Raw genomic sequence first — 24,727 nt, forward strand, 5'->3', positions numbered from 1 at the left:
TGCGAGTCATCGCAATCCATTCCGATCAATTCTTCCAATTAGGAGTAGTAACCATGTCCCGTCGCACCCTCTTGAAGGCGACCGCAGCCGGCGCACTGGCGCTGATGGCGTCGTCCTGGATGCAGCACGCAATGGCAGCCGATACCATCAAGGTCGGCATTCTGCATTCGCTGTCCGGCACCATGGCCATCTCCGAGACATCGCTGAAGGATGTGGCGCTGATGACCATCGAGGAGATCAATGCCAAAGGCGGCGTGATGGGCAAGAAGCTGGAGCCGGTGATCGTTGACCCGGCCTCGAACTGGCCGCTGTTTGCCGAGAAGGCGCGGCAGCTGGTGAGCCAGGACAAGGTGGCCGTAGTGTTCGGCTGCTGGACCTCGGTATCGCGCAAGTCGGTACTGCCGGTCTTCAAGGAGCTGAACAGCCTGCTGTTCTACCCGGTGCAGTATGAAGGCGAGGAACTGGAGAAGAACGTGTTCTACACCGGCGCCGCGCCCAACCAGCAGGCGATTCCCGCAACCGAATACCTGATGTCCAAGGAAGGCGGCGGCGCCAAGCGCTTCGTGCTGCTGGGCACCGACTACGTCTACCCGCGCACCACCAACAAGATCCTGCGCGCCTTCCTCAAGTCCAAGGGCGTCAAGGACAGCGATATCGACGAGGTCTACACCCCGTTCGGCCATTCCGACTACCAGACCATCGTCGCCAACATCAAGAAGTTCTCCGCTGGCGGCAAGACCGCGGTCATCTCCACCATCAACGGCGATTCCAACGTGCCCTTCTACAAGGAACTGGGCAATGCCGGCCTGAAGGCAACCGACGTGCCGGTGGTGGCCTTCTCGGTGGGCGAGGAAGAACTGCGCGGCGTCGACACCAAGCCGCTGGTAGGCCACCTGGCTGCCTGGAACTACTTCCAGTCGGTGAAGAACCCGGTCAACGCCGCCTTCATCAAGCAGTGGAAGGAATACGCCGTCGCCAAGAAGCTGCCCAATGCCGACACCGTGGTCACCAACGACCCGATGGAAGCCACCTATGTCGGCATCCACATGTGGAAACAGGCCGTCGAGAAGGCCAAATCCACCGACACCGACAAGGTGATCGCCGCCATGGCCGGCCAGACCTTCAAGGCGCCGTCGGGCTATGAGCTGACGATGGACAAGACCAACCATCATCTGCACAAGCCCGTGATGATCGGCGAGATCAAGGCGGACGGCCAGTTCAGCGTGGTGTGGAAGACCAAGGGCCCGATCCGCGCCCAGCCTTGGAGCCCGTTCATCGCCGGCAACGAGGACAAGCAGAAGCTATAAGAGTCTGCCCCAGGAAGCTGCAAGCATGCCGGGGCGCACAGCAGGCCGTCGCCCCGGCTTCTTTTTGTCCGCATGCATCGCCATGCATGCGGCGCCGGATAAGAACATGAACCTACTTTACAAACTGATGGCAGCGCTGCTGCTGTGCCTGCAGGCGGCGCTGGCGCATGCCGCGATCGACGCCGCGCTGCTGGCGCCGCTGGCAGGAGACGATCCGGATGCCCGGATCGAAGCGGTCGGCCAGATTGCCGCGCTGGCCAATGACGATGCATACAAGGTGCTGTCCGCCCTGAAGAACGACACCCTGTATGCAACGCCCGAAGGCCGCGTGCTGGTGGTCGATGGCGACCAGGCCTGGGATCCGGCAACCGGCGCCAGCGCGCCGGCGCCGGACGGCATCGACGGCATCACGGTGAACAACCGGCTGCGCGGCGCCGTCGAAGGCGCCATGGCCGGCCTGCGGCTGTTCTCGAAAGACCGCAACGAGCGCCTGGCCGCGGCCCGCGCGCTGCAAAAGGGCACGGACGCCGCCCAGGCGCCCCTGATCGTCAAGGCGCTGGCGCAGGAAACCGATGCGGAAATAAAGCCGCTACTGGAAATGGCTGCCGCCACTGCCAACCTGCAGTCGCCCGACCCGACGGTGCGCCGCGCCGCGGTGATCGCGCTGTCCGACAGCAGCAATGCCAGCCTGCGCCCGGTATTGCGCCAGATGCTGGAGAAAGGCACGGACGGCAGCTACACCGAGCCCGATGAAAGCGTGCGCATCGCCGCCGTGGGCACCCTGCAGAAGCTGGAACGGCGGCTGGCCTTCACCGAGATCGTCGGCAACCTGTTCTACGGCGTCTCGCTGGGCAGCGTGCTGCTGCTGGCTGCGCTGGGCCTGGCCATTACCTTCGGCCTGATGGGCATCATCAACATGGCCCATGGCGAACTGCTGATGATAGGCGCGTATGCCACCTATGCCTGCCAGCTGTTCTTCCGCAAATACCTGCCCGGCGCGCTGGACGCCTACCTGCTGGTGGCGCTGCCGGTGGCCTTCCTCGCTTCGGCGCTGGTGGGCATCGTGCTGGAACGCACCGTGATCAGATGGCTCTACGGCCGGCCGCTGGAAACCCTGCTGGCCACCTGGGGCATCAGCCTGATCCTGATGCAGACGGTGCGCAGCCTGTTCGGCGCGCAGAACGTGGAAGTGGCCAACCCGGCCTGGATGTCGGGCGGCATCACCGTGCTGGGTTCGCTGGTGCTGTCGTGGAACCGCATCGTGATCATCTTCTTCTCGCTGGCCGTGGTCGCCGTCGTGTGGCTGATCCTGAACAAGACCCGGCTCGGCCTGTTCGTGCGCGCCGTCACGCAAAACCGCCGCATGGCCGACTGCACCGGCGTCTCCACCGGGCGGGTCGACATGATGACTTTCGGCCTCGGCTCCGGCATCGCCGGCCTGGGCGGCGTGGCGCTGTCGCAGCTGGGCAATGTCGGCCCCGACCTCGGCCAGAGCTATATCGTCGATTCCTTCATGGTGGTGGTGCTGGGCGGCGTTGGCCAGCTGGCCGGCACCGTGATCGCCGCCTTCGGCCTGGGCGAGATCAACAAGTTTCTGGAGCCATTCTCGGGCGCTGTGCTGGCCAAGATCGCGATCCTGGTATTCATCATCATCTTCATCCAGAAACGTCCGCAGGGGCTGTTCGCACTCAAAGGCAGGAGCGTCGAATGAAGACCACCTTGTTTTCCCGGCCGGCATGGGCCGGCATCCTGGCCTGCGCGCTGCTGCTGGCGCTGCTGCCCGTGTTCAACCTGGCGTTCGAGCCAGGCCATCCGCTGCATGTATCGAGCTACATGGTGGCATTGATCGGCAAGTTCATGTGCTACGCGATGGCGGCGCTGGCGCTCGACCTGGTGTGGGGCTATACCGGCATCCTGTCGCTGGGCCATGGCGTGTTCTTCGCGCTGGGCGGCTACGCCCACGGCATGTACCTGATGCGCGCCATCGGACGCGACGGCGTCTACCAGAGCAACCTGCCCGACTTCATGGTGTTCCTGGACTGGAAAACCTATCCCTGGTTCTGGTCGATGACGGACAGCTTCTGGTACAGCATGCTGCTGGTGGTGGCGGTGCCGGGCGTGCTGGCCTTCGTGTTCGGCTACTTCGCCTTCCGCTCGCGCATCAAGGGCGTCTACTTCTCCATCATCACCCAGGCCATGACCTTCGCCTTCATGCTGCTGTTCTTCCGCAATAACACCGGCTTTGGCGGCAACAACGGCTTCACCGACTTCAAGCGCATCCTGGGCCATGCGATCACCTCGCCGTCGACCAAGGCGGCGCTCTACCTGATCACGCTTAGCATGCTGCTGGGCGCGCTGATCCTGTGCCGCTGGATCGTGCGTTCCAAGCTGGGCCGGGTGCTGCAGGCGGTGCGCGACTCGGAATCGCGCCTGATGTTCATCGGCTACAACCCGCTGTGGTTCAAGCTTTTCGTCTGGACCCTGTCGGCCGTGCTGTGCGGCATCGCCGGCGCGCTGTACGTGCCGCAGGTCGGCATCATCAACCCGTCCGAGATGTCGCCGGGGAATTCGATCGAGATGGTGATCTGGGCAGCCGTCGGCGGCCGCGGCACCCTGCTCGGCCCCATCATCGGCGCCTTCTCGGTCAATGGCCTGAAGAGCTGGTTCACCGGCGCCTTCCCCGACCTGTGGCTGTATGCGCTGGGCCTGCTGTTCATCCTGGTGACGCTGTTCATGCCGCAGGGCATATTGGGACTGGCCGGCAAGCTGCGCCGGCAAAAGGAGGCTGCATGAGCGAAGTACTGAAACCCGGCCAGCAGTACCAGGCCGAGCCCGGCGACGCCGCCACCGCCTACGGCAAGGTCAAGGGCGAAGGCGTCGACACCAGCCATGGCGCCATCCTCTACCTGGAAGACATCACGGTGTCGTTCGACGGCTTCCGCGCGCTGAACAAGCTCAACCTCGACATCTCGGTGGGCGAACTGCGCTGCATCATCGGCCCCAACGGCGCCGGCAAGACCACGATGATGGATGTCATCACCGGCAAGACCCGGCCCACGTCCGGCAGTGCCTGGTTCGGCCAGACCATCGACTTGACGCGCATGACCGAGTACGACATCGCGCATGCCGGCATCGGCCGCAAGTTCCAGCGGCCCACGGTGTTCGAGCAGCACAGCGTGTTCGAGAACCTGGAGCTGGCAATGAAGATGAACAAGCGCGTCAAGCAGACCCTGTTCTCGCGCCTTAACTCGGAACAGAAGGGCAAGATCGACGAGATCCTGAAGCTGATCCGCCTGTCCGGCCAGGAACACCGCCCTGCCGGTTTGTTGTCGCACGGCCAGAAGCAGTGGCTGGAAATCGGCATGCTGCTGATGCAGGAGCCGCAGCTATTGCTGCTGGACGAACCGGTGGCCGGCATGTCGGATGCCGAGACCGAGCGCACCGCCGAACTGCTCAATGAATTGCGCGGCAAGCATTCCATCATGGTGGTCGAGCATGACATGGCCTTCGTCACCGAGATTGCGCAGCAGGGCCGGGTCACGGTGCTGCATGAAGGTTCGGTGCTGGCCCAGGGCACGATGCAGCAGGTGCAGTCGGACGAGCGGGTGATTGAAGTGTATTTGGGAAGATGACGATGAGCCTGCTCCAGGTTGACAAGCTGAACCAGTATTACGGCGCCGCACATACGCTGCGCGGCGTATCGATGGCGGTGGAAAAGGGCCAGTGCGTGGCGCTCCTGGGCCGCAACGGCGTCGGCAAGACCACGCTGCTCAAGTGCCTGATGGGCGTGCTGCCGGCGGCCAGCGGCAAGGTGGTCTTCAACGGCCGTGACATCACGCGGCTCAAGCCGCACGAGCGCGCCCGGCTGGGCATTGCCTATGTGCCGCAGGGCCGCGAGATCTTCGCCCGCCTGACGGTGGAGGAAAACCTGTTGATGGGCATGGCCACCCTGCCGGCGCGGCGCGCCGCCACGATCAAGGGCGAGGTGTATGAACTGTTCCCGGTACTGAAGGACATGCTGGGCCGGCGCGGCGGCGACCTGTCCGGCGGCCAGCAGCAGCAGCTGGCGATTGCCCGCGCGCTGCTGGCCGAACCCAAGCTGATCATCTTCGACGAGCCGACCGAAGGCATACAGCCTTCCATCATCAAGGACATCGAACGGGTGATCCGCCTGCTGCGCGAGCGCGGCGACATGGGCATCCTGCTGTGCGAGCAGTACTTCGACTTCGCCCATGCGCTGGCCGACAAGTTCGTGGTGCTGTCGCGCGGCGAGGTGGTGGCATCCGGCATGCAGGAACTGATGCAGGGAGAGGACGTGAAGCGTCACCTCGCGGTATAGTGCGGCCCATGAGATTGCTGGAGCCCCATCCCCCGACCGATGCCGCCACGAACCGCCAGCACTGGCATGCCAGGCTGTCACTCGGCTTCGCCGATGACCGCGGCACCACCCGCCTGATCGAGCGCAGCCACGTCGGCCCGCTGCGGGTGCAGAAGCCGCTGTATCCCGAGCAGCCGTCCGTATGCCATGCGATCGTCGTGCATCCCCCAGGCGGCGTGGTTGGCGGCGACCAGCTCGCAATCGATTGCGCCGTGGGCGACAGCGCGCATGCACTGGTGACTACGCCCGGCGCGGCCAAATGGTACCGCGCCAACGGCCATGTATCGCGGCAGGAACTGACCCTCAGCGTCGGCGCCGGCGGCTCGCTGGAATGGCTGCCGCAGGAAACCATCTTCTACAACGGCGCCGACGTTGCGCTCGACACCGCCATCGAGATGGCGGCCGATGCCAGCTTCATCACCAGCGATATCCTCTGCTTTGGCCGCACCGCTTCCGGCGAATCGTTCGACCACGGCCGCGTGTCGCAGCGCCTGCAGGTGCGGCGCGGCGGCAAGCTGGTGTGGTTCGAACAGGGCGCGCTGGTCGGCGGCGACGATGGCTTTGCCGGGCCGCTCGGGCTGCATGGCAACACCGTCTGCGCCACCCTGCTGGCCGTCGGCCGCACCGCTGGCGCAGCCTGCCTGCAGGCCTTGCGCGAAGAAGCAAGCGACCGCTTTGGCGTGACGCAAATGAAGTCGGTGCTGGTGGCGCGCTACATCGGCGACTCCAGCCAGGAAGCGCGCCGGCTGATGCACAGGGCCTGGGGCGTGCTGCGGCCGGCGCTGCTGGAGCGCGACCCCATCGTGCCGAGGATATGGCAAACATGACCTTACCCTATCCAGGAACATCCAAGGAAAAACAATGGAACTGACCCCACGGGAAAAAGACAAGCTGCTGATCTTCACCGCGGCGCTGCTGGCGGAACGCCGCCGCGCGCGCGGCCTGAAGCTGAATTATCCGGAAGCCGTCGCGCTGATCACCGCCGCCATCATGGAAGGGGCGCGCGACGGCCGCACCGTGGCCGAGCTGATGTCCGAGGGCACGAAGATACTGAGCCGCGACGACGTGATGGACGGCATACCGGAGATGATCCCCGATATACAGGTCGAAGCCACCTTCCCCGACGGCACCAAGCTGGTGACCGTGCACCACCCGATTCCCTAGGAGAGGCCATGATTCCAGGCGAAATGCTGATCGAAGACGGCGAAATCGAACTCAATCCCGGCCGTGCCACTGCCACTGTCACCGTGGCCAACAGCGGCGACCGGCCGGTGCAGGTCGGCTCCCACTTCCATTTCTATGAAGTCAACCCTGCGCTGGTGTTCGACCGCGAGGCGGGCTATGGCATGCGGCTCAACATTGCGGCCGGCACCGCGGTGCGCTTCGAGCCGGGCCAGGAGCGCACGGTGGAATTGGTGGCGCTTGCCGGCGACCGCATCGTCTATGGCTTCAACGGAAAAGTGATGGGAAAACTGAAATGACGAGAATCACGCGCGCGGCCTATGCGGAAATGTACGGCCCCACCACCGGCGACCGCATCCGCCTGGCCGACACCGGCCTCTTCATCGAGATCGAGAAGGACTATGCGCTGTACGGCGAGGAAGTCAAGTTCGGCGGCGGCAAGGTGATCCGCGACGGCATGGGGCAGTCGCAGCGCGGCCATGCTGACGTGATGGACACCGTGATCACCAATGCGGTCATCCTTGACCACTGGGGCATCGTCAAGGCTGACATCGGGCTGAAGGAAGGCCGCATCGCCGCCATCGGCAAGGCCGGCAATCCTGACATCCAGCCAGGCGTGACCATGGCCATCGGCGGCGCCACCGAGATCATTGCGGGCGAAGGCATGATCGTCACCGCCGGCGGCATCGACAGCCACATTCACTTCATCTGCCCGCAGCAGATCGAGGAAGCGCTGATGTCGGGCGTGACCACCATGCTGGGCGGCGGCACCGGCCCGGCGGTCGGCACCGCCGCCACCACCTGCACGCCCGGTCCCTGGCACATCCATTCGATGCTGTCGGCCACCGATGCCTTCCCGATGAATATCGGCCTCTTGGGCAAGGGCAATGTCAGCCTGCCGGGCCCGCTGCGGGAACAGATCCAGGCCGGCGCGATCGGCCTGAAGCTGCACGAGGACTGGGGCAGCACGCCGGCCGCCATCGACAGCTGCCTGTCGGTTGCCGAGGAGATGGACGTGCAGGTCGCGCTGCACTCCGACACGCTCAATGAAGGCGGCTTCCTGGAACACACGCTGGCCGCGTTCAAGGACCGCACCATCCACACCTTCCACACCGAAGGCGCCGGCGGCGGCCACGCGCCGGACATCATCGCCGCGATCGGAGAGTCCAACGTGCTGCCCTCGTCCACCAACCCGACGCGCCCCTATACGGTCAACACCCTGGACGAGCATCTGGACATGCTGATGGTCTGCCATCATCTGGATTCGGCCATTGCCGAGGACATCGCCTTTGCCGAATCGCGGATCCGGCGCGAGACCATCGCCGCCGAGGACATCCTGCATGACATCGGCGCGATCTCAATGATGTCATCCGACTCGCAGGCCATGGGCCGGGTTGGCGAAGTCATCATGCGGACCTGGCAGACGGCCGACAAGATGAAGGCGCAGCGCGGCGCGTTGCCGGAAGACAGCAGCCGGCATGACAACTTCCGCTGCAAGCGTTACATCGCCAAGTACACCATCAACCCGGCCATCACGCATGGCATCTCGCATGTGGTGGGTTCGATCGAGGTGGGCAAGGTTGCCGACCTTGTGTTGTGGAAGCCAGCCTTCTTTGGCGTCAAGCCGTCGATGATCCTGAAGAGCGGCATGATCGCCGCGGCCCAGATGGGCGACCCGAACGCCTCGATCCCCACCCCGCAGCCCGTTCACTATCGCCCTATGTTCGGCGCCTATGGCCGGGCGCTGAAGACGTCGCTGACCTTTGTCTCGCAGGCGGCTTTCGATGCCGGCATCGGGCAGACGCTGGGCTTGCAGAAGACGGTGGTGGCGGTGAAGAACATGCGGGGGCTGCGCAAGCGGGACATGATTCACAACGGCGCGACCCCGCGGATGGAGGTGGATGCAGAGACGTATGAAGTCAGGGCGGATGGGGAGTTGCTGGTTTGCGAGCCGGCGAAGGTGTTGCCGATGGCGCAACGGTATTTCCTGTTCTAGGCGAGGGATTGCAGGGCTCTGGATTTAAAGGGACATTGCTTTTTTCTCTTGCCCTTATTGGTAGCAATCCGTAGGGTACCTAAGATTACCGTTGCAGTTGCAGTTGCAGTTGCAGTTGCAGTTGCAGTTGCAGTTGCAGTTGCAGTTGCAGTTGCAGTTGCAGTTGCAGTTGCAGTTGCAGTTGCAGTTGCAGTTGCAGTTGCTTTTAAATCCCGTTGAGCGCGCCGTGACGTCGGTGCGTGGAGCGGGAAAAGGTGCGGCGTCTGTCTGAGCCAAGCTTTGCTTGGCGAGTTTAGCCGCGCCCCGCTCCATGCATCGACGGCACGGGGACCCCGCGCAGCGGGGCGCGATCACCGGGTCGCCTTTTCTTGCCTACTTCTTTTGGCGAAGCAAAAGAAGTAGGTCGCCTGCTGGGGCGAACACCCGGCCTGGTCATGACGACAGTGCATTCGGGTTGCTTCACCCGCCGTAAAGACGTCACTGCGAAGCAGCAGTTGCTTTTGAAGTTGAAGTTTGAAGTTTCAATACGAACGTCAACAACAACACCGACAGTGCTGCCCGGGCGTTGCCGGGTGACGCAATTCGATTGCACTGCCGTGGAGACAAGCCGGGAGTCCGTCCCGGCGGCCGGGTTACTTTTTTTGCTTCGCTGTATAGACCGGGGACATGGGTAACAACTGTGCCGGGACATGGGTAACACTTTGGCGTATTCCATATCAAGCCAAAGGATTCTCTAACCATGCCCTGGAAAGACGTTGACATGATGACCCTTCGACAAGAATTTACGGCGCTAGCGCAGCAGGATGGCGTGAACTTCAGTGCCCTATGCACGCGTTTTGGAATCAGTCGCAAGACAGGATACAAATGGCGTGAACGCAGCATGACGCAGGGCCCTGCTGGCCTGCAGGACTGCTCGCGCAGACCCTGCAATACGCCACTGCGTACCAGCCAGGCAAACGAAGAGCTGGTAGTGAAGGTGCGTCTGAAACACCCCACCTGGGGCGGCCGCAAGATTCATCGCAGCCTGCTCAATCAGGGTCACATCCAGGTGCCAACCCCCAGCACCATTACCCGGATTCTGCATCGACATGGCTTGATCTCAGAAAAGGCAAGCGCAAACAGCACCGCCTGGCAGCGCTTCGAGCATGCCCAGCCCAATGATCTCTGGCAGATCGACTTCAAGGGCCATTTCCAGACCGGCCAGGCCACGTGTCATCCACTGACCGTGCTGGATGATCATTCACGCTACAACATCGTCCTGCAGGCTTGCCTGAACCCGGACACTGCCACTGTGCAGGCAGCTCTGGAAACTGCCTTTCGCCATCACGGCATGCCAGTACGGATCAACGCTGACAACGGTTCTCCATGGGGCAGTCCGTCGCAGCACGAGCATGGCATCACCAAGCTCACCATCTGGTTGATTCAGCTGGGCATTCGCATCAGTCACAGTCGTCCGGCTCATCCACAGACCAATGGCAAGGACGAACGTTTCCATCGCACGCTCAAGGCAGATGTGCTGCACGGGCGTCACTTCGTTGACCTTGAGGAGGTCCAGAACGCATTCGACCGCTGGCGAATGATCTACAACAACGAGCGGCCGCATGAAGCCATCGGCATGGCCACGCCGGTAACCCGGTTCCGGCAAAGCCGTCTGGCCTATCCCGAGCGATTGCCAGAGATTGTTTATCCGCAGGAAGACCTGGTGGAGACCGTCGGGTGGAACGGGCATGTGAAGTTCCACAAGCGCAGCTTTCGCGTCTCCAGCGCCTTGCACAGGCATCGTATTGCGGCCCGCGCCCTGTCAGGCCAGGACGGCATTTATGACCTGTACTTTGCGCATCAGCGATTTGGCCAAATCGACTTGCGCAATGCCGAAAAGCACGATTAAATCTGTTACCCATGTCCCGGCACATGTGTAACCTATGTCCCCGGTCTATACACTTCGCCAAAAAAAGTAACCAAAAAAAGGCGACCCGGTGATCGCGCCCCCGCTGCGCGGGGGTTCCCGTGTCAGCGGTACCCGGAGCGGGGCGCGGCTAAACTCGCCAAGCTGCGCTTGGCTCAGACAGACGCCGCACCTTTTCCCGCTCCGGGTACCGCTGACACGGCGCGCTCAACGGGATTTCACTGCCACTTCAAAAGCAACGGCAACTGCAACGGCAACGGCAACGGCAACGGCAACGGCAACGGCAACGGCAACGGCAACGGCAACGGCAACGGCAACGGCAACGGCAACACGATTACATCAGACATGTTCGACGACCACGATTTTTCCGACAAGCGCATCCACCAGATTCCCCATCATCCGGACAAACAGCACCTTCCACACCAAACCCTGAATAACATCCCATGCTGACCCTACACACCCGCATCAATGAGGCCGACGAGATCACCGGCGAACTCATCCTCCCCTATGAACTGCGCGAGAAAAGCCGCCTGCGCGCCACCCTCGCCTCCGGCGAGGAAGTCGCCGTCTTCACCGTGCGCGGCACCGTGCTGCGCGATGGCGATCTGCTGCGCGGCGATGATGGCCGCGTGGTGCGCATTGCCGCTGCGGCCGAAGCCACCTATCGCGTCGCCTGCTCAACCCCACGCGACCTGCTGCGCTGTGCGTTCCACCTCGGTAATCGTCATACCCAGGCCCAGGTGGGCGATGGCTTCCTGCGCATCCGCCAGGACAGCGTGCTGAAGGAAATGCTGGAAGGCCTGGGCGCCACGGTCACCGCGGAAGACGCGCCGTTCGAACCGGAGTCCGGCGCCTACGGCGGCGGTCATGGCCACCATCATGGCGACGACGGCGGCCATCATCCGCTGGCGCCGATCCCGCTGCGCCAGCGCATCCATCGCCCGACCGACAAGGCCTGATGCAATGAATGCCAGCGCATTGCTGCATCTTCTGCAACTGGCCAGCCCCTCACTGCCGATCGGCGCCTACAGCTATTCCCAAGGACTGGAAGCGGCGCTGGAAAGCGGCCAGGTCAAGAACGAGGCGAGCGCCAGGGAATGGATCGTGCATGCCCTGCACCAGGTGATTGCGCGCTTCGAGGGTCCGGTGCTGTGGCGGCTGATGCAGGCATTCGACGCCTCGGACGCGGACGCGGTCACGGCATGGACCGAACGCTTCCTGGCCGCCCGCGATACCGCCGAGTTCCGCGCCGAGACGGTGCAGATGGGCTATTCGCTGGGCAAGCTGCTGGCCGAGCTGAAGCTGCCGCGGCCGGAACTGCTGGCCCTGCTGCAAGCCCAGCCGGAAGTGCCGCTGCCCACCGCCATGGCCTGCGCAGCCGTCGCGCTGGCGGTGCCGCATGACGCGGCGCTGCTGGGCATGCTGTTCTCATGGGCCGAAAACCAGGTGCTGGTGTGCGTGAAGTCGGTGCCGCTGGGCCAGGTCGCCGGCCAGCGCCTGCTGCTGTCACTGCGGCCCGAGATCGAGGCCGCCGCCGTCACCGCGCAGTCGCTGCGCGATGAAGAACTTTCCAACTGGGCGCCGGGACTGTCGCTGCTGTCGATGCGGCACGAGGTGCAGTACAGCCGTCTGTACCGGTCCTGAATCCGCCCACTCCCAAGCAATCGAAACCGAATCAGAATCAGAATCAACAGGAGCAATCAATGACTAACCCTTCCAATCCCCTGCGCGTCGGCATCGGCGGCCCGGTCGGTTCCGGCAAGACGGCGCTGTGCGAAATGCTGTGCAAGCGCATGCGCGACCACTACGACATGGCCGTGATCACCAATGACATCTATACCAAGGAAGACATGGAGATCCTGATGCGGGCCGAAGCGCTGCCCGCCGAACGCCTGATGGGCGTGGAGACCGGCGGCTGTCCGCATACCGCGATCCGCGAGGACGCATCGATCAACCTCGAAGCCATCGCCCGCATGAGCGCCGACTTCCCCGACCTCGACCTGATCCTGGTCGAGTCCGGCGGCGACAACCTGGCGGCCACCTTCAGCCCGGAACTGTCGGACCTGACCATCTACGTGATCGATGTCGCCGGCGGCGAAAAGATTCCACGCAAGGGCGGCCCTGGCATTACCCGGTCCGATCTGCTGATCATCAACAAGACCGATCTCGCGCCGCATGTCGGCGCCAATCTCGACATCATGGCGCAGGATGCAAAACGCATGCGTGGCGAGCGCCCCTTCCTGTTCACCAATCTGCGCAGCGGCGACGGCGTCGAGGAAGTGGTTGCCTTCATCCGCAGGCAGGGGCTGCTGGACGCCGCCCGGCCAGGCTGATCAGACCGGCTTGTACTCGGCCTGGAAACGATCCAGGCCGGCCAGCAGCTGCTCATAGGCCTTGCCGACTTGGGTCGGGTCGCCCTTGACGCCGAGTTCGATGTGGCGCCGGGTCTGGGCGTCGCCGACGCTGGGAAGGCTGAATACCTTGACCAGCGGATACGCGGTTTCCACCGCTTCCATCAGCGGCGTCAGCGTCGATTCCATCGAGTCATAGACATACACCGACTTTTCCTGCCAGGCCACCTGGTGGAACAGGTGCGGGTAGACGGTGTCGAGCACCCATTCCATCATCGGATGCGCCATCACCGGAAAGCCCGGCACGAAATGATGGCCGCCGGCGCCGGCATTCTTCAGTGAAAACCCGGGGATCTTGTTGTAGGGATTGGGGATAATGCTGGCGCCCTGCGGAAACTCGCCCATCTTCAGCCGGTGCAGGTTTTCCGGCGCCTCCAGGCGCGGATCCTGCCCGGAGGCGGCGGCCATCTCGACGATGCGCTGCTCGATCAATGCCTTGGCTTCCGGATGCAGCACGACGGGCACGCCGAGCGCGGCGGCGGCGCACTGGCGGGTATGGTCGTCGGGCGTGGCGCCGATGCCGCCGAAGGAAAACACGATGTCGTCGCTGGCCAGGGTGCGCCTCAAGGTGGCGGTGATGCGCGCCGGATCGTCGCCGAGGTATTCGGCCCAGCCCAGCTGCATGCCGCGTGCCGACAGCAGTTCGACCGCCTTGGAAAAATGCTTGTCGACGCGTTTGCCCGAGAGGATTTCATCGCCGATGATGATCAGACCGATAGCCATGTGTTGTCCGTGTGTCGTGTTAGGTGGAAGGTTGAGGAAAATGCAATCACTGCATTATGTCGCAGCTGGCAGCGTCGTGTCTGGCTGCATGGTGTCGCGGCGCAGCTGTTCCAGCGCCGCCAGCAGGTAATGCTGGAACCAGAGCCCGGAGAACACGAACACCAGCACATAGACCCAGATGGCGACGCCGGCCATCAGCGGCAACAGCACCAGGAACAGCGCGCCGCCCAGCCAGAGCATGGTGGGCGCGGCGCCCATGGCGCCGACGGCAATGCCGATTGCCAGCAGCGGCCAGCGGTGCTGGCGCATCAGGATACGCCGCTCCTCGCCGCTGGCATGGTCGGCCAGCGCATCGTAGGCCATCACCCGGTAGGTCAGCCATCCCCACAGCAGCGGCTGCACCAGCAGGGCCAGCGGCGGCACCGCGTTGAGCGGCAGCGTCAACAGCCACAGGCAGGCAAACACGACGAAACTGCCCAGCGAGACCGCCAGGCTGCCGATCACGGAGCCGCCATGGCGCCGGTCCAGCCCCGGATACCAGCGCGTCGATACATGTCTGGCAATGGCGGGCATCGCTACGCCGCCGACAAACAGGAGCGCGGTCAATATCATCAGCGGCAACAGCAGCCACATCGCCATCAACGGCACCAGAAAGCTTCTGAGCGAGCTCAGGCCCATCCAATCCAGGGCCGAGCGGATCGCCTGGTACCAGCTGCTGTCGGCGAAGTAGGCACCGAGCCAGTCCATCATCGGCTGCAGGCCCAGCCAGAGCGCCAGCCCCCACAGCAGCAGGGAAAGCACGAAGGGCAGCACGGTCAGCAGCAGCATGCGCAGATGCAGCTGCGACAGCACCGCACGACCAAAGGTCTTGACGACGAGATGCATGGGCGCGGCTCACAGTTCAACGAAATCGGACCCACATTCTAACCGTCATGGCAACGATGTTCCGCGGAACGATTCCGGACCGGCGCTGTCTGATTCCCATTCCCCCATTGCCGTCCCGCTCATCTTCCGCCTGGCCAGTTTGCATGCCTTCTTCACACCGCCTTCTGGAATTTCTCGTCAATCTCTTCCGCCGTCGCACGCGGCTCTTCGCCGTGCTGGCCCTTAGCGTGCCGCTTGGCTTTGCCGGTTGCGGCCAGCTGGTGCAGAAGGAGCGCGAGCTGCTGTTTCGGGTTGTACCGGGCACCGCCAGCTGGTATGGCGGCATGCCGGACGGCGTGGTGGAAACCGACCTGCCGGTGGCCGCCGGGCGCAGCGGCGATGCCGGCGAGCATATCAATGCCTGGTGGTGGCCGGCGGCCAGTCCGGATGCGCCGGCGGTGCTGTACCTGCACGGCGCGCGCTGGAACCTGACCGGCCAGCTGTTTCGCATCGAACAACTGCATGATTTCGGCTTTTCCGTGCTCGCCATCGATTACCGCGGCTTCGGCAAGAGCAGCGGCGAATTGCCGTCGGAAGAAACGGTGTATGAAGACGCCCGGCTCGCATGGCAGCATCTGAAGACATTGCAGCCGGATCCGAAGAAGCGGCTGATCTATGGTCATTCGCTCGGCGGCGCGATCGCGATCGATCTTGCATCGCAGCCAGGCCAGCAGCAACAGGCGCGCGGCCTGATCGTGGAATCCACATTCACCACGCTGGCCGACATCGCGAAGTCGCTCAGCTATCCCTGGCTGCCGCTGCAGCTCCTGCTGTCGCAGAAATTCGATGCGGTCGACAAGATTGCGCAGGTCGGCATGCCGGTGCTGATCGTCCATGGCACCAGCGACCGCTATGTGCCGTCCCACTTCAGCGAGAAGCTGTATGCAGCGGCGCCGCAGCGCAAGAAGCTGCTGCTGGTGGAAGGCGGCACCCACAACAACAGCATGCGCATCGGCGAGTCTGCCTACCGGCGCGCCTTCAGGGAATTGTTTGGCCTGGACCCGGCTCCTGCATAGGGGGATGCGCAGGCAGGCAGCCCTTGACGCGTCGCCGTGCTTGCGCAGTGTTACAGCCCCGCCCGCTTCCCGGCCCTGCTACAATCCCGCACCCCCTTTTATCCCTGACAGCAAAGGTACATCCATGTCCACAGTCATGACAGCTTCCGGGCTGCAATATGAAGATATCCAGGCCGGCACCGGCGAAGAAGCCACCGCGGGCCAGTACGTCACCGTCCACTACACCGGCTGGCTGCAGAATGCAGACGGCAGCGCCGGCAAGAAATTCGACTCCAGCAAGGATCGCAACGATCCCTTCCAGTTTCCGCTGGGCGCCGGCAACGTGATCAAGGGCTGGGACCAGGGCGTGCAGGGCATGAAGGTTGGCGGCGTACGCAAGCTGATCATCCCGGCGTCGCTTGGTTACGGCGCGCGTGGCGCCGGCGGCGTGATTCCGCCGAACGCAACCCTGATCTTCGAAGTCGAGCTGCTGGGCGTCTGATGTCCCGCCTTGTCGCTCTCGTGGCTTGTGCGCTGCTGCTTTCCGCTTGCAGCGTGATATCGACCACGGCATCGGTCGGCGCTGCCGCGGTCTCGGTTGCCGGCACCGCGGTCAACGTCGGCATCGGTGTAGGCAGCGCGGCAGTGAGCGCGGTCGGTGCGGTGGCAGGCGCCGCCTTCTAAATCGCCGACCCGCCTCATCACGGCGCCGGCTGCCCATGCGCAGCCGGCGCCGTGTCATTTCAGGCGCCGAAAACCTTCTGCATCTTGCGCGCCAGCTTTTCCTGCACCATGGGCGCGAAGGCCTTCATCATCAGACCCAGCGTAATGTCGAGCCGGGCGTCCTTTTCGTTCACCACCAGCGTGCCGTCGACGCCGCTGCGTTCGAAACGCAGCACCGGCCCTTCCCAACGGCATTCCATGCCAAAGTCGGCCGCCACCTTGTCGGCCACTTCCTGCGCCGCCGCGCGGGCTTGTTCGGGTTGCATGTTGTGGGCCTGGACGATGCTGATATCCGCCATGGTCATTTTCCTTTCGTGGCTTCGGGATTCAAGAGATTGGGTGGCACGGCGCCCGTGAGCGCCGCGATCAGGTTGTCAGCAGCGCAGTTGGCCATGGCCAGCCGTGTCGCGACCGACGCGCTGGCGATGTGCGGCGTGAGCACCACGTTGGTCAGTGTCAAAAAATCCGGGTTGAGTGCCGGCTCGTTCTCGTACACATCCAGGCCGGCCGCGGCAATGCGGCGCTCGCGCAGCGCGCGGATCAGCGCGGCATCGTCGACGATGCCGCCCCGCGCAATATTGACCAGCACGGCCGTCGGCTTCATCAGCGCGATTTCCGCTTCGCCTATGGTGTGATGCAGCGCCGGGCTGTAGGGCAGCACCAGCACCACGTGGTCGGCCTCGCGCAGCAATTCCTCGCGGCCGACATAACGCGCATGGTTGGCCTGCGCCTCCAGTTCCGGCGCCAGGCGCGAGCGGTTGTGGTAGATCACCTGCATGCCAAAGCCGGTCGAGCGGCGTGCAATCGCCTGCCCGATCCGGCCCATGCCGATGATGCCCAGCGTGGCGCCATGCAGATCGGCGCCGACAAAGCTGTCGTAGCGCCATTTCTGCCATTTCCCGTCACGCAGCCACTGCTCGGCTTCGGTGATGCGGCGGGCCGCGGCCATCAGCAGCGCCCAGCCGAAATCGGCCGTGGTTTCATTGAGCACGTCGGGCGTGTTGGTCACGACCACGCCGGCGCGGCTGGCGGCGTCGACGTCGATATTGTTATAGCCGACCGCCATGTTGCAGACCGCCTTCAACTGCGGGCAGGATGCCAGCAGCGCCTGGTCGACCCTTTCGCTCAGCGTGGAGAACATGCCGTCCTTGCCCTGCAGCCGGGACGCCAGTTCGTCGGCGGTGTAGACCTTGTCTTCCTGGTTGTCTTCCACATCGAAATGCTGGCGCAGCCGTTCGATCACCTCGGGGAAGACTGCGCGTGCGACGAGTATGCTGGGTTTCATGGTGGCTTATCCGCGAAAGAAAATGAATGTCATCAGGATGAACAGCGGGATCAGGATCGCGCAAGACCATCCCATGTAGCCGAAGAAGGATGGCATCCTGATGCCGCGCTCCTCGGCGATGGCCTTGACCATCATGTTCGGCGCATTGCCGATATAGCTGTTGGCGCCCATGAATACGGCGCCGCAGGAAATCGCCGCCAGCGTCGAGGCGAAGGTGGTCATCAGATGCTGCGGGTCGCCGCCGGCGGTGTTGAAGAACACCAGGTAGGTAGGCGCATTGTCGAGGAAGGAAGACAGCAGCCCGGTGGCCCAGAAGTACATGCTGTCGATCGGCTGCCCCGAAGCACCTGTCACGGCCTGCACCACGGCGCCGAACGCGCCCGCCTCGCCGGCGCGCAGCATGGCGATGACCGGAATGATGGTGATGAAGATGCCGGCAAAGAGCTTGCCCACTTCCAGTATCGGCCCCCAGGAAAACTCGTTGCCGGCACGGGCAGCCGCCGGCGTGACGGCGAGGGAAACCAGAATCACCACCACCAGCGCGATGTCACGCATCAGGTTTTGCAGCGCCACCGGCGTTCCCATGACGTCGAACTCGATGCCAGGCTTCCAGAAGCCGCTCATCAGCACCAGCGCCACCACCACGCCGAGCAGGATGAAGTTGACTTTACCCTCGAACCAGATGCCGCTGTCAGGCGTTGGATCGACTGGCAGGACCTCCTCGCGCCTGTGGAAGTAATAGCTGTCGAGCACATAGAAGATCACCAGCAGCGCCACGCACAGGAAAGCGGTCTCGGGAAAGATATTCCTGAAGGTCCAGAAAAAATCCACGCCTTTGAGGAAGCCGAGAAACAGCGGCGGGTCACCCAGGGGCGTGAGCGAGCCGCCGGCGTTGGCGACCAGGAAAATGAAGAACACCACGATATGCGCCGCATGCTTGCGGTTGTCATTGGCGCGGATCAGCGGCCGTATCATCAGCATGGCCGCGCCGGTGGTTCCCATGAAGCTGGCCAGCACGGTGCCGATCGCCAGTATCGCGGTGTTGAGCCGCGGCGTGCCGTGCAAGTTGCCGCGCACGCAAATGCCGCCGGCCACCACGAACAGCGCGGTGATCAGGATGATGAAGGGAATGAATTCAGCCAGGAAGGCATGCACGGCGCCCGCCACCGCAGTGGACGGGCCGAGGAAGACTGCGCAGGGCAGCAGGAAGGCCAGCGACCACGCGGCGGCCAGCTTGCCGAAATGGCGATGCCAGAATTGCGGCACCAGCAAGGGACACAGCGCGATCGACAGCAGCAGGCCGGCGAAGGGAAGGCCCCACCATCCGGATAAACTGGCGCCGTTCAGGTCTGCCGCCGACGCAACCGCCGGCGCCAACAGCATGAAAAGGACCACGCCGACGCTGGTTTTGTTTTGCATTTATTCTCCCCGTCTTTTAAAAAGCGCGGCCATTCTAGCTTGGAAAGGCTGATGCACGACAGGCAATGGCACAAGCGCAATAACGCCGCGCAGGCGGATCGCCAAAGCGGACGGTATTTGCTTATGCCAATTCCGTATAACCGCGGTTTGTGAGAAAGCCTGATTTGTCTTAAAATACAAGGCTTTCCCAAGGGTTATGCCTTCTCTCGCCGCCGATTTCAGCGTTATTCGCCTCGGAGCCGTTTGCATAAACCCGGCACTTCCGCTTTTTTACAGATAGGACTGTTATGACCCACGTTGTGACCGAATCCTGCATCCGCTGCCGTTATACGGACTGCGTTGATGTATGCCCGGTAGATTGCTTCCGCGAAGGCCCGAATTTCCTCGCGATCGACCCGGATGAATGCATTGACTGCGCCGTGTGCGTCGCCGAATGCCCGGTCAATGCGATCTATGCCGAGGAAGACGTCCCGGCGGACCAGCAGCAATTCATCAAGCTCAATGTCGACCTGGCGCGCAAGTGGCCGTCCATCACCAAGACCAAGCCGGCGCTCCCGGAAGCCGAGGAATTCAAGGACGTCGCCGACAAGCTGAAGTATCTGGAGCACTGAGGCCGGCAAGACCTGCGCCCCGCGCTTGATAGCGCCACGCAACGCCCGCCCTTCGCCGCCGGCCTGGCCGGCGCGCCCGCTACTGCGGCTCGGTCCGCCCTACTAGCCTATTCACAAGAAACAGGAATCTGACAGTCGTATGGAAAACACCGCTGACTCATCCACCTCCAGCCAGAATGCCGCGCAGGCCGTGCCGCGCGAGCCGATCGAAGCCGATGCCGTCATCATCGGCGCCGGCCCGGTCGGGCTGTTCCAGGTGTTCGAACTTGGCCTGCTCGAAATCAAGGCGCATGTAATCGATTCGCTCACTGCGGTGGGCGGCCAGTGCGTGGAGCTGTATCCCGACAAGCCTATCTACGACATCCCGGCCGTGCCCGTCTGCACCGGTCAGGAACTGACCGACAACCTGCTCAAGCAGATCGAGCCGTTCGAGCCGACCTTCCATCTGGGCCAGGAAGTCACCGTGGTCGAGCGGCGCGACGACCATCGCTTCAATGTCGAGACCACCGCCGGCACCCGCTTCATCACCAAGACGATCTTCATCGCTGCTGGCGTGGGTTCCTTCCAGCCGCGCACACTGAAGGTGGAAGGCATCGAGCAGTTCGACAATTCCCAGTTGTTCTACCGCGTCCGCGATCCGGCCAAGTTCGAAGGCAAGAACCTCGTAATCTGCGGCGGCGGCGACTCCGCGCTGGACTGGGCGCTCAACCTGGCCGGCAAGGCCGAGTCGGTCGTGCTGCTGCACCGCCGCGACGAATTCCGCGCTGCGCCAGCCTCCGTCGCGAAGATGAAGGACATGTGCGAAAACTATGAAATGCAGTTGCTCATAGGCCAGGTTACCGGCTACGAAACCGAAGGCGACAAGCTGGCCGGCATCAAGGTCACCGGCGCCGACGGCGTTACGCGCCGCCTGCCGCTGGACCACCTGCTGGTGTTCTTCGGCCTGTCGCCGAAGCTCGGACCGATCGCGGAATGGGGTCTGGACATCGAGCGCAAGCAACTGAAGGTCGGCACCGAGCGGTTTGAAACCAATGTGCCGGGCATCTTCGCGGTGGGCGACATCAATACCTATCCGGGCAAGAAGAAGCTGATCCTGTCCGGCTTCCATGAAGCGGCCCTGGCGGCATTTGCTGCTGCGCCCTACATCTTCCCGGAAAAGAAAATTCACATGCAGTACACGACGACGTCGCCGAAGCTGCATAAAATCCTGGGCGTCGAGACGCCGGTATTCGACTGACAAGCTTCTCGACGAAAACTGCGTTTTACATGCGACACCCCACGCCATGCGTGGGGTGTTTCTTTTTTGCGACGGCAAACGATGGCGTTTTGTAGTGCATCAACAAATGACGGACAGTTGGAATTATCTTATGACTAGTCGTTAAACGCACAGCGTGGTGTCGAAAATTTGCGAACGGACGTGCGCCAACGAACCTAAGGATGCCAGTTAAATTGATTACGATGCACTCAGGATAGTGAATCCTAAACGTAACTGGTGCATTGGTTACATATTGCCAATGCAATGCAGCCAATTGCCGCCATATTAGAAGCAGGCGAAATATATTACATACTAGCCGGGTTATTGGTTATGATGCGCCTAGGAAATAGACGAAGTAAACATCGTCTAGTAGCGCCGGAAAGGGACACCATGCTTTATCAATTCCATGAAATAAACCGCACCCTGCTCAATCCGCTGGTTCAGTGGGCTGAAGCGACATCCAAACTGTTCAGCAATCCGGTGTCGCCACTCGCGCATACCCCGTTCTCGCAGCGGATAGCAGCTGGCTACGAACTGATGTACCGGCTCGGCAAGGATTATGAAAAGCCGCCCTTCGGCATTACCACCACGGTAGTGAACGGCAAGGAAGTGCCGATCCTGGAACAGGTCGCGGTCAATAAGCCGTTCTGCCGGCTGCTGCATTTCAAGAAGGATTTCCCGGCCGGTGGCGCTGTGGAGCAGCCGACAGTATTGCTGGTCGCGCCCCTGTCCGGCCATCACTCCACGCTGCTGCGCGAAACCGTGCGCGAGCTTGTGAAGCAGCATGACGTCTATATCACCGACTGGACCGATGCGCGCATGGTGCCGGTATCGGAAGGCCCGTTCCACCTGCACGACTATATCTACTACGTGCAGGACTTCATCCGCACGCTGGGGCCGGAAGTGCATGTGATTTCGGTCTGCCAGCCTACGGTGCCGGTACTGGCCGCCATTGCCCTGATGGCTACGGCCAAGGACCCCAGCCTGCCAAAGACCATGACCATGATGGGCGGTCCGATCGATCCGCGCCGCTCCCCGACCGAGGTCAACAACCTGGCAACCGAAAAGCCGTTCTCCTGGTTCGAGAACAATGTGATCTATTCGGTGCCGCCCACTTACCCGGCGTTCGGCCGCAAGGTCTATCCCGGCTTCCTGCAGCATGCCGGCTTCGTTGCAATGAACCCGCAGCGTCATGCGCAAAGCCACTGGGACTTCTACATGCATCTGCGCGCCGGCGACCATGATTCGGCCGAGGAGCACCGCAAGTTCTACGATGAATACAATGCCGTGCTCGACATGCCGGCGGAGTATTACCTCGAAACCATCAAGACGGTTTTCCAGGACCACTGCCTGCCGCGCGGCGTGTGGGAAGTCGAGGGCAAGCTGGTTCGTCCGCAGGACATCGAGTCGGTTGCGCTGTTCACGATCGAAGGCGAGCTCGACGATATTTCGGGCTCGGGCCAGACCGAAGCGGCGCATGATCTGTGCAGCAGCATTCCGGCCGGGAAGAAGCAGCACTTCGTGGCGCCGAAATGCGGCCATTACGGCATTTTCTCTGGCCGCCGCTGGCGCGAGATGGTTGCTCCCAAGATCGCTGACTTCATCCGCGCGCACGCCTGAACAAGGTTTGCCCGACCAGGCCGCCCGCTTTACACCGGGCGGCTTTTTCATTTGTGGCAGCCGATGTTGTCCGGGATAATGGCGGGATGCCCGAAACACACACCATGAATCCCTCAGCAAGCATGCTCGCGGACCAGCTCGAAGACCTGCTGCCGCAAACCCAGTGCACCAAATGCGGCTATCCGGACTGCCGCGCCTATGCGGTTGCCATCGCCAATGGCGAAGCGCTTTACAACCAGTGTCCGCCGGGTGGCGCGCAGGGCGTCGCGCGGCTGGCCACGCTGCTGGGCAAGCCTGTCATCCCGCTGAACCCGGTCAATGGGAACGAACGTCCTCGCCCGGTCGCCGTGATCGATGAATCCCTGTGCATAGGCTGCACTCTCTGCATACAGGCCTGCCCGGTCGACGCCATCGTCGGCGCGGCCAAGCAGATGCACACCGTATTGCCGCAGCTATGCACCGGCTGCGACCTGTGCGTGCCGCCCTGCCCGGTCGACTGCATCGCCATGGTCGAGGTCACGCCCGGCCGCACCGGCTGGGATGCCTGGTCGCAGCCGGACGCCGATGCGGCGCGGACGCGTTATGCGGCGCGCGGCGAGCGCCTGCAACGGGAACGCGAGGAAAACGATGCGCGGCTGGCCGCCAAGGCCGCCGCCAAGCTGCGCGAGGTGGAAGCGCAATCCGCCGCCACGCCGGATGAACAGGCCGAGCAGCAACGCAAGAAGGCCATCATCGCGGCAGCCATCGAGCGGGCCCGCATCAAGAAGGAAGAGATGGCCGCGCGGAGCAAGGCATGAACAATCTGAAACGCTATGCAATTTTCAGCCGCTTCCAGCATGCGAACCCGCACCCTACCACCGAGCTGGAGTACACCACGCCATTCGAACTGCTGATCGCGGTGATCCTGTCGGCGCAGGCGACCGATGTCTCGGTCAACAAGGCGATGCGCAAGCTGTTTCCCGTTGCGAATACGCCGGCGCAGATCCATGCGCTCGGCGTGGATGGACTGATCCCCTACATCCAAACCATCGGCCTGTACCGCAACAAGGCGAAGAACGTGATCGAGACCTGCCGCATGCTGGTCGAACTCCACGGCGGCGAAGTGCCGCGCAACCGCGAAGCGCTGGAGGCATTGCCGGGCGTGGGCCGCAAGACCGCGAACGTCATTCTCAACACGGCCTTCGGCGAGATTGCAATCGCGGTGGACACCCATATATTCCGGGTATCCAACCGCACAGGCATCGCCCCAGGCAAGAATGTGGACGAAGTCGAGAAGAAGCTGATGAAGTTCGTGCCGCCCGAATTCCGGATGGACGCCCATCACTGGCTGATCCTGCACGGCCGCTACACCTGCATGGCGCGCAATCCGCAATGCTGGAACTGCATGATCGCCGACCTGTGCGAGTACAAGATGAAGACACCGCGTCCCGACAAGGCTGTCTGATTCGCGCTGACCTTCAACCGCTGACCACTACAGGCAAACCCATGTTCAATCCTTCGCAGCACGATGTCCGCCGGTTCTTTTGCGAGGCTTACCGCAAGGACGGCGCCAGGGAAATCCTTACGCCGCTGGAGGCCGTCGCCCGCGACTGGATCGTCCAGCATCCGGAATACGCCGGCGACCTGGGCGACCTGGAACAGGCCCTCGCGTCCGACTACGGCGTCGAGCGCGGGCAGGCCAATCCCTTCCTGCACCTGTCCATGCACCTGTCGATTGCGGAGCAGATTTCCGTCGACCAGCCGCCAGGCATACGCGAAGCGGCGCGCGCGCTGACCCAGCGCCTGGGTTCGGAGCATGAGGCGCATCATGAAATCATGGAGTGCCTGGGGCAGATGATCTGGAATTCCCAGCGCAACGGCCTGCCGCCGGATGGTGCCGCTTACCTGGAATGCGTGCGGCAACGCGCGGGACGCTAGAGCGCTCTGCTCTTCAAGACGTGCCGACGACGCACCATAAATAAAAAAGCCACCTTGCGGTGGCCTTGTTTCATC

General features: G+C 62.9%; 29 protein-coding genes. 24 read left to right on the forward strand and 5 right to left on the reverse strand.

Translation table 11 applies throughout. The annotated features are described in order from the left end of the window. Positions 1–53 precede the first annotated feature (53 nt). The 15 genes from urtA (at position 54) to ureG (ending at position 13,102) form a co-directional block, all read left to right on the forward strand. A complete protein-coding gene (gene urtA, locus ABC383_RS05100) occupies positions 54–1,307 on the forward strand; it encodes an urea ABC transporter substrate-binding protein (RefSeq protein ID WP_413012290.1) in 1,254 nt (417 codons plus the stop codon). Positions 1,308–1,413: 106 nt separating this feature from the next. Further along, the gene (urtB, locus tag ABC383_RS05105; RefSeq protein ID WP_413012291.1) at positions 1,414–3,018 is read left to right on the forward strand and encodes an urea ABC transporter permease subunit UrtB; all 1,605 of its coding nucleotides are present in this window, start codon (positions 1,414–1,416) and stop codon (positions 3,016–3,018) included. Then, on the forward strand, positions 3,015–4,100 hold the full coding sequence (gene urtC, locus ABC383_RS05110) for an urea ABC transporter permease subunit UrtC (RefSeq protein ID WP_413012292.1): 1,086 nt from the start codon (positions 3,015–3,017) through the stop codon (positions 4,098–4,100). Before urtB ends, urtC begins: the two co-directional genes overlap by 4 nt. Then, positions 4,097–4,939, forward strand: a complete 843-nt coding sequence (urtD, locus tag ABC383_RS05115; protein WP_413012293.1) for an urea ABC transporter ATP-binding protein UrtD — start codon at positions 4,097–4,099, stop codon at positions 4,937–4,939. The genes urtC and urtD overlap by 4 nt, the downstream gene beginning before the upstream one ends. Before the next feature lie 8 nt (positions 4,940–4,947). After that, the gene (urtE, locus tag ABC383_RS05120) at positions 4,948–5,646 is read left to right on the forward strand and encodes an urea ABC transporter ATP-binding subunit UrtE (protein ID WP_413016241.1); all 699 of its coding nucleotides are present in this window, start codon (positions 4,948–4,950) and stop codon (positions 5,644–5,646) included. 8 nt (positions 5,647–5,654) lie between these two features. Beyond that, entirely contained in the window at positions 5,655–6,512 is an 858-nt protein-coding gene (locus tag ABC383_RS05125; protein WP_413012294.1) for an urease accessory protein UreD, read from the forward strand. A gap of 34 nt (positions 6,513–6,546) precedes the next feature. Continuing rightward, on the forward strand, positions 6,547–6,849 hold the full coding sequence (locus ABC383_RS05130; RefSeq protein WP_194711290.1) for an urease subunit gamma: 303 nt from the start codon (positions 6,547–6,549) through the stop codon (positions 6,847–6,849). Positions 6,850–6,857: 8 nt separating this feature from the next. Further along, positions 6,858–7,166 carry an urease subunit beta gene (locus tag ABC383_RS05135; protein WP_194711291.1) on the forward strand — a complete coding sequence of 103 codons (309 nt, stop codon included), beginning with the start codon at positions 6,858–6,860 and terminating at the stop codon, positions 7,164–7,166. Beyond that, positions 7,163–8,863: an urease subunit alpha gene (gene ureC, locus ABC383_RS05140; protein ID WP_413012295.1), complete on the forward strand. Its 1,701-nt coding sequence runs from the start codon at positions 7,163–7,165 to the stop codon at positions 8,861–8,863. The genes ABC383_RS05135 and ureC overlap by 4 nt, the downstream gene beginning before the upstream one ends. A 91-nt stretch (positions 8,864–8,954) precedes the next feature. Then, entirely contained in the window at positions 8,955–9,134 is a 180-nt protein-coding gene (locus ABC383_RS05145; protein WP_413012296.1) for a hypothetical protein, read from the forward strand. Between the two features lie 468 nt (positions 9,135–9,602). Further along, positions 9,603–10,751: an IS481 family transposase gene (locus ABC383_RS05150; RefSeq protein ID WP_413012297.1), complete on the forward strand. Its 1,149-nt coding sequence runs from the start codon at positions 9,603–9,605 to the stop codon at positions 10,749–10,751. Between the two features lie 168 nt (positions 10,752–10,919). Beyond that, complete coding sequence (locus ABC383_RS05155) at positions 10,920–11,219, forward strand: hypothetical protein (protein ID WP_413012298.1); 300 nt, start codon at positions 10,920–10,922, stop codon at positions 11,217–11,219. After that, positions 11,213–11,728, forward strand: a complete 516-nt coding sequence (ureE, locus tag ABC383_RS05160) for an urease accessory protein UreE (protein ID WP_413012299.1) — start codon at positions 11,213–11,215, stop codon at positions 11,726–11,728. The genes ABC383_RS05155 and ureE overlap by 7 nt, the downstream gene beginning before the upstream one ends. Before the next feature lie 4 nt (positions 11,729–11,732). Further along, positions 11,733–12,413, forward strand: coding sequence for an urease accessory protein UreF (locus ABC383_RS05165; RefSeq protein ID WP_413012300.1), 681 nt, complete (start codon positions 11,733–11,735; stop codon positions 12,411–12,413). A 59-nt stretch (positions 12,414–12,472) separates the two neighbouring features. Then, positions 12,473–13,102 carry an urease accessory protein UreG gene (gene ureG / locus ABC383_RS05170; RefSeq protein ID WP_413012301.1) on the forward strand — a complete coding sequence of 210 codons (630 nt, stop codon included), beginning with the start codon at positions 12,473–12,475 and terminating at the stop codon, positions 13,100–13,102. Here the strand turns inward: ureG and ABC383_RS05175 are convergent, their stop codons facing one another. Further along, the gene (locus tag ABC383_RS05175) at positions 13,103–13,903 is read right to left on the reverse strand and encodes a competence/damage-inducible protein A (protein WP_413012302.1); all 801 of its coding nucleotides are present in this window, start codon (positions 13,901–13,903) and stop codon (positions 13,103–13,105) included. Between the two features lie 54 nt (positions 13,904–13,957). Beyond that, on the reverse strand, positions 13,958–14,788 hold the full coding sequence (locus ABC383_RS05180) for an EI24 domain-containing protein (RefSeq protein WP_413012303.1): 831 nt from the start codon (positions 14,786–14,788) through the stop codon (positions 13,958–13,960). Positions 14,789–14,931: 143 nt separating this feature from the next. Between ABC383_RS05180 and ABC383_RS05185 the strand changes: the two genes are divergently transcribed. From ABC383_RS05185 to ABC383_RS05195, 3 genes are all read left to right on the forward strand, one after another. Further along, positions 14,932–15,843: an alpha/beta hydrolase gene (locus tag ABC383_RS05185; RefSeq protein WP_413012304.1), complete on the forward strand. Its 912-nt coding sequence runs from the start codon at positions 14,932–14,934 to the stop codon at positions 15,841–15,843. A gap of 124 nt (positions 15,844–15,967) precedes the next feature. Beyond that, positions 15,968–16,324: an FKBP-type peptidyl-prolyl cis-trans isomerase gene (locus ABC383_RS05190; protein WP_413012305.1), complete on the forward strand. Its 357-nt coding sequence runs from the start codon at positions 15,968–15,970 to the stop codon at positions 16,322–16,324. Further along, positions 16,324–16,506 (forward strand): hypothetical protein, encoded by a 183-nt coding sequence (locus ABC383_RS05195; protein ID WP_413012306.1) that lies wholly within the window; start codon positions 16,324–16,326, stop codon positions 16,504–16,506. The genes ABC383_RS05190 and ABC383_RS05195 overlap by 1 nt, the downstream gene beginning before the upstream one ends. Before the next feature lie 59 nt (positions 16,507–16,565). On the opposite strand, the gene ABC383_RS05200 is transcribed toward ABC383_RS05195, so the two are convergent. From ABC383_RS05200 to ABC383_RS05210, 3 genes are read right to left on the reverse strand one after another with little or no spacing between them, the layout of a single operon-like run. Continuing rightward, entirely contained in the window at positions 16,566–16,844 is a 279-nt protein-coding gene (locus tag ABC383_RS05200) for a polyhydroxyalkanoic acid system family protein (RefSeq protein WP_413012307.1), read from the reverse strand. A 2-nt stretch (positions 16,845–16,846) separates the two neighbouring features. Beyond that, positions 16,847–17,830: a 2-hydroxyacid dehydrogenase gene (locus ABC383_RS05205; protein WP_413012308.1), complete on the reverse strand. Its 984-nt coding sequence runs from the start codon at positions 17,828–17,830 to the stop codon at positions 16,847–16,849. Positions 17,831–17,836: 6 nt separating this feature from the next. Then, complete coding sequence (locus ABC383_RS05210; RefSeq protein WP_413012309.1) at positions 17,837–19,249, reverse strand: sodium:proton antiporter; 1,413 nt, start codon at positions 19,247–19,249, stop codon at positions 17,837–17,839. A gap of 287 nt (positions 19,250–19,536) precedes the next feature. On the opposite strand from ABC383_RS05210, the gene fdxA reads away from it, so the two are divergent. The 6 genes from fdxA (at position 19,537) to ABC383_RS05240 (ending at position 24,652) form a co-directional block, all read left to right on the forward strand. Further along, entirely contained in the window at positions 19,537–19,860 is a 324-nt protein-coding gene (gene fdxA / locus ABC383_RS05215) for a ferredoxin FdxA (RefSeq protein ID WP_194711304.1), read from the forward strand. Between the two features lie 139 nt (positions 19,861–19,999). Next, a complete protein-coding gene (locus ABC383_RS05220) occupies positions 20,000–21,097 on the forward strand; it encodes an NAD(P)/FAD-dependent oxidoreductase (protein ID WP_413012310.1) in 1,098 nt (365 codons plus the stop codon). A gap of 408 nt (positions 21,098–21,505) precedes the next feature. After that, entirely contained in the window at positions 21,506–22,735 is a 1,230-nt protein-coding gene (locus ABC383_RS05225) for a polyhydroxyalkanoate depolymerase (RefSeq protein WP_413012311.1), read from the forward strand. Between the two features lie 104 nt (positions 22,736–22,839). Further along, positions 22,840–23,532, forward strand: a complete 693-nt coding sequence (gene rsxB, locus ABC383_RS05230) for an electron transport complex subunit RsxB (RefSeq protein WP_413012312.1) — start codon at positions 22,840–22,842, stop codon at positions 23,530–23,532. Further along, positions 23,529–24,179: an endonuclease III gene (gene nth, locus ABC383_RS05235; RefSeq protein ID WP_413012313.1), complete on the forward strand. Its 651-nt coding sequence runs from the start codon at positions 23,529–23,531 to the stop codon at positions 24,177–24,179. The genes rsxB and nth overlap by 4 nt, the downstream gene beginning before the upstream one ends. Positions 24,180–24,220: 41 nt before the next feature. Beyond that, positions 24,221–24,652, forward strand: a complete 432-nt coding sequence (locus tag ABC383_RS05240) for a DUF1841 family protein (protein ID WP_413012314.1) — start codon at positions 24,221–24,223, stop codon at positions 24,650–24,652. Positions 24,653–24,727 lie beyond the last annotated feature (75 nt).

Source organism: Noviherbaspirillum phoenicis (genome assembly GCF_047237965.1).
GTDB lineage: Bacteria > Pseudomonadota > Gammaproteobacteria > Burkholderiales > Burkholderiaceae_D > Noviherbaspirillum_A.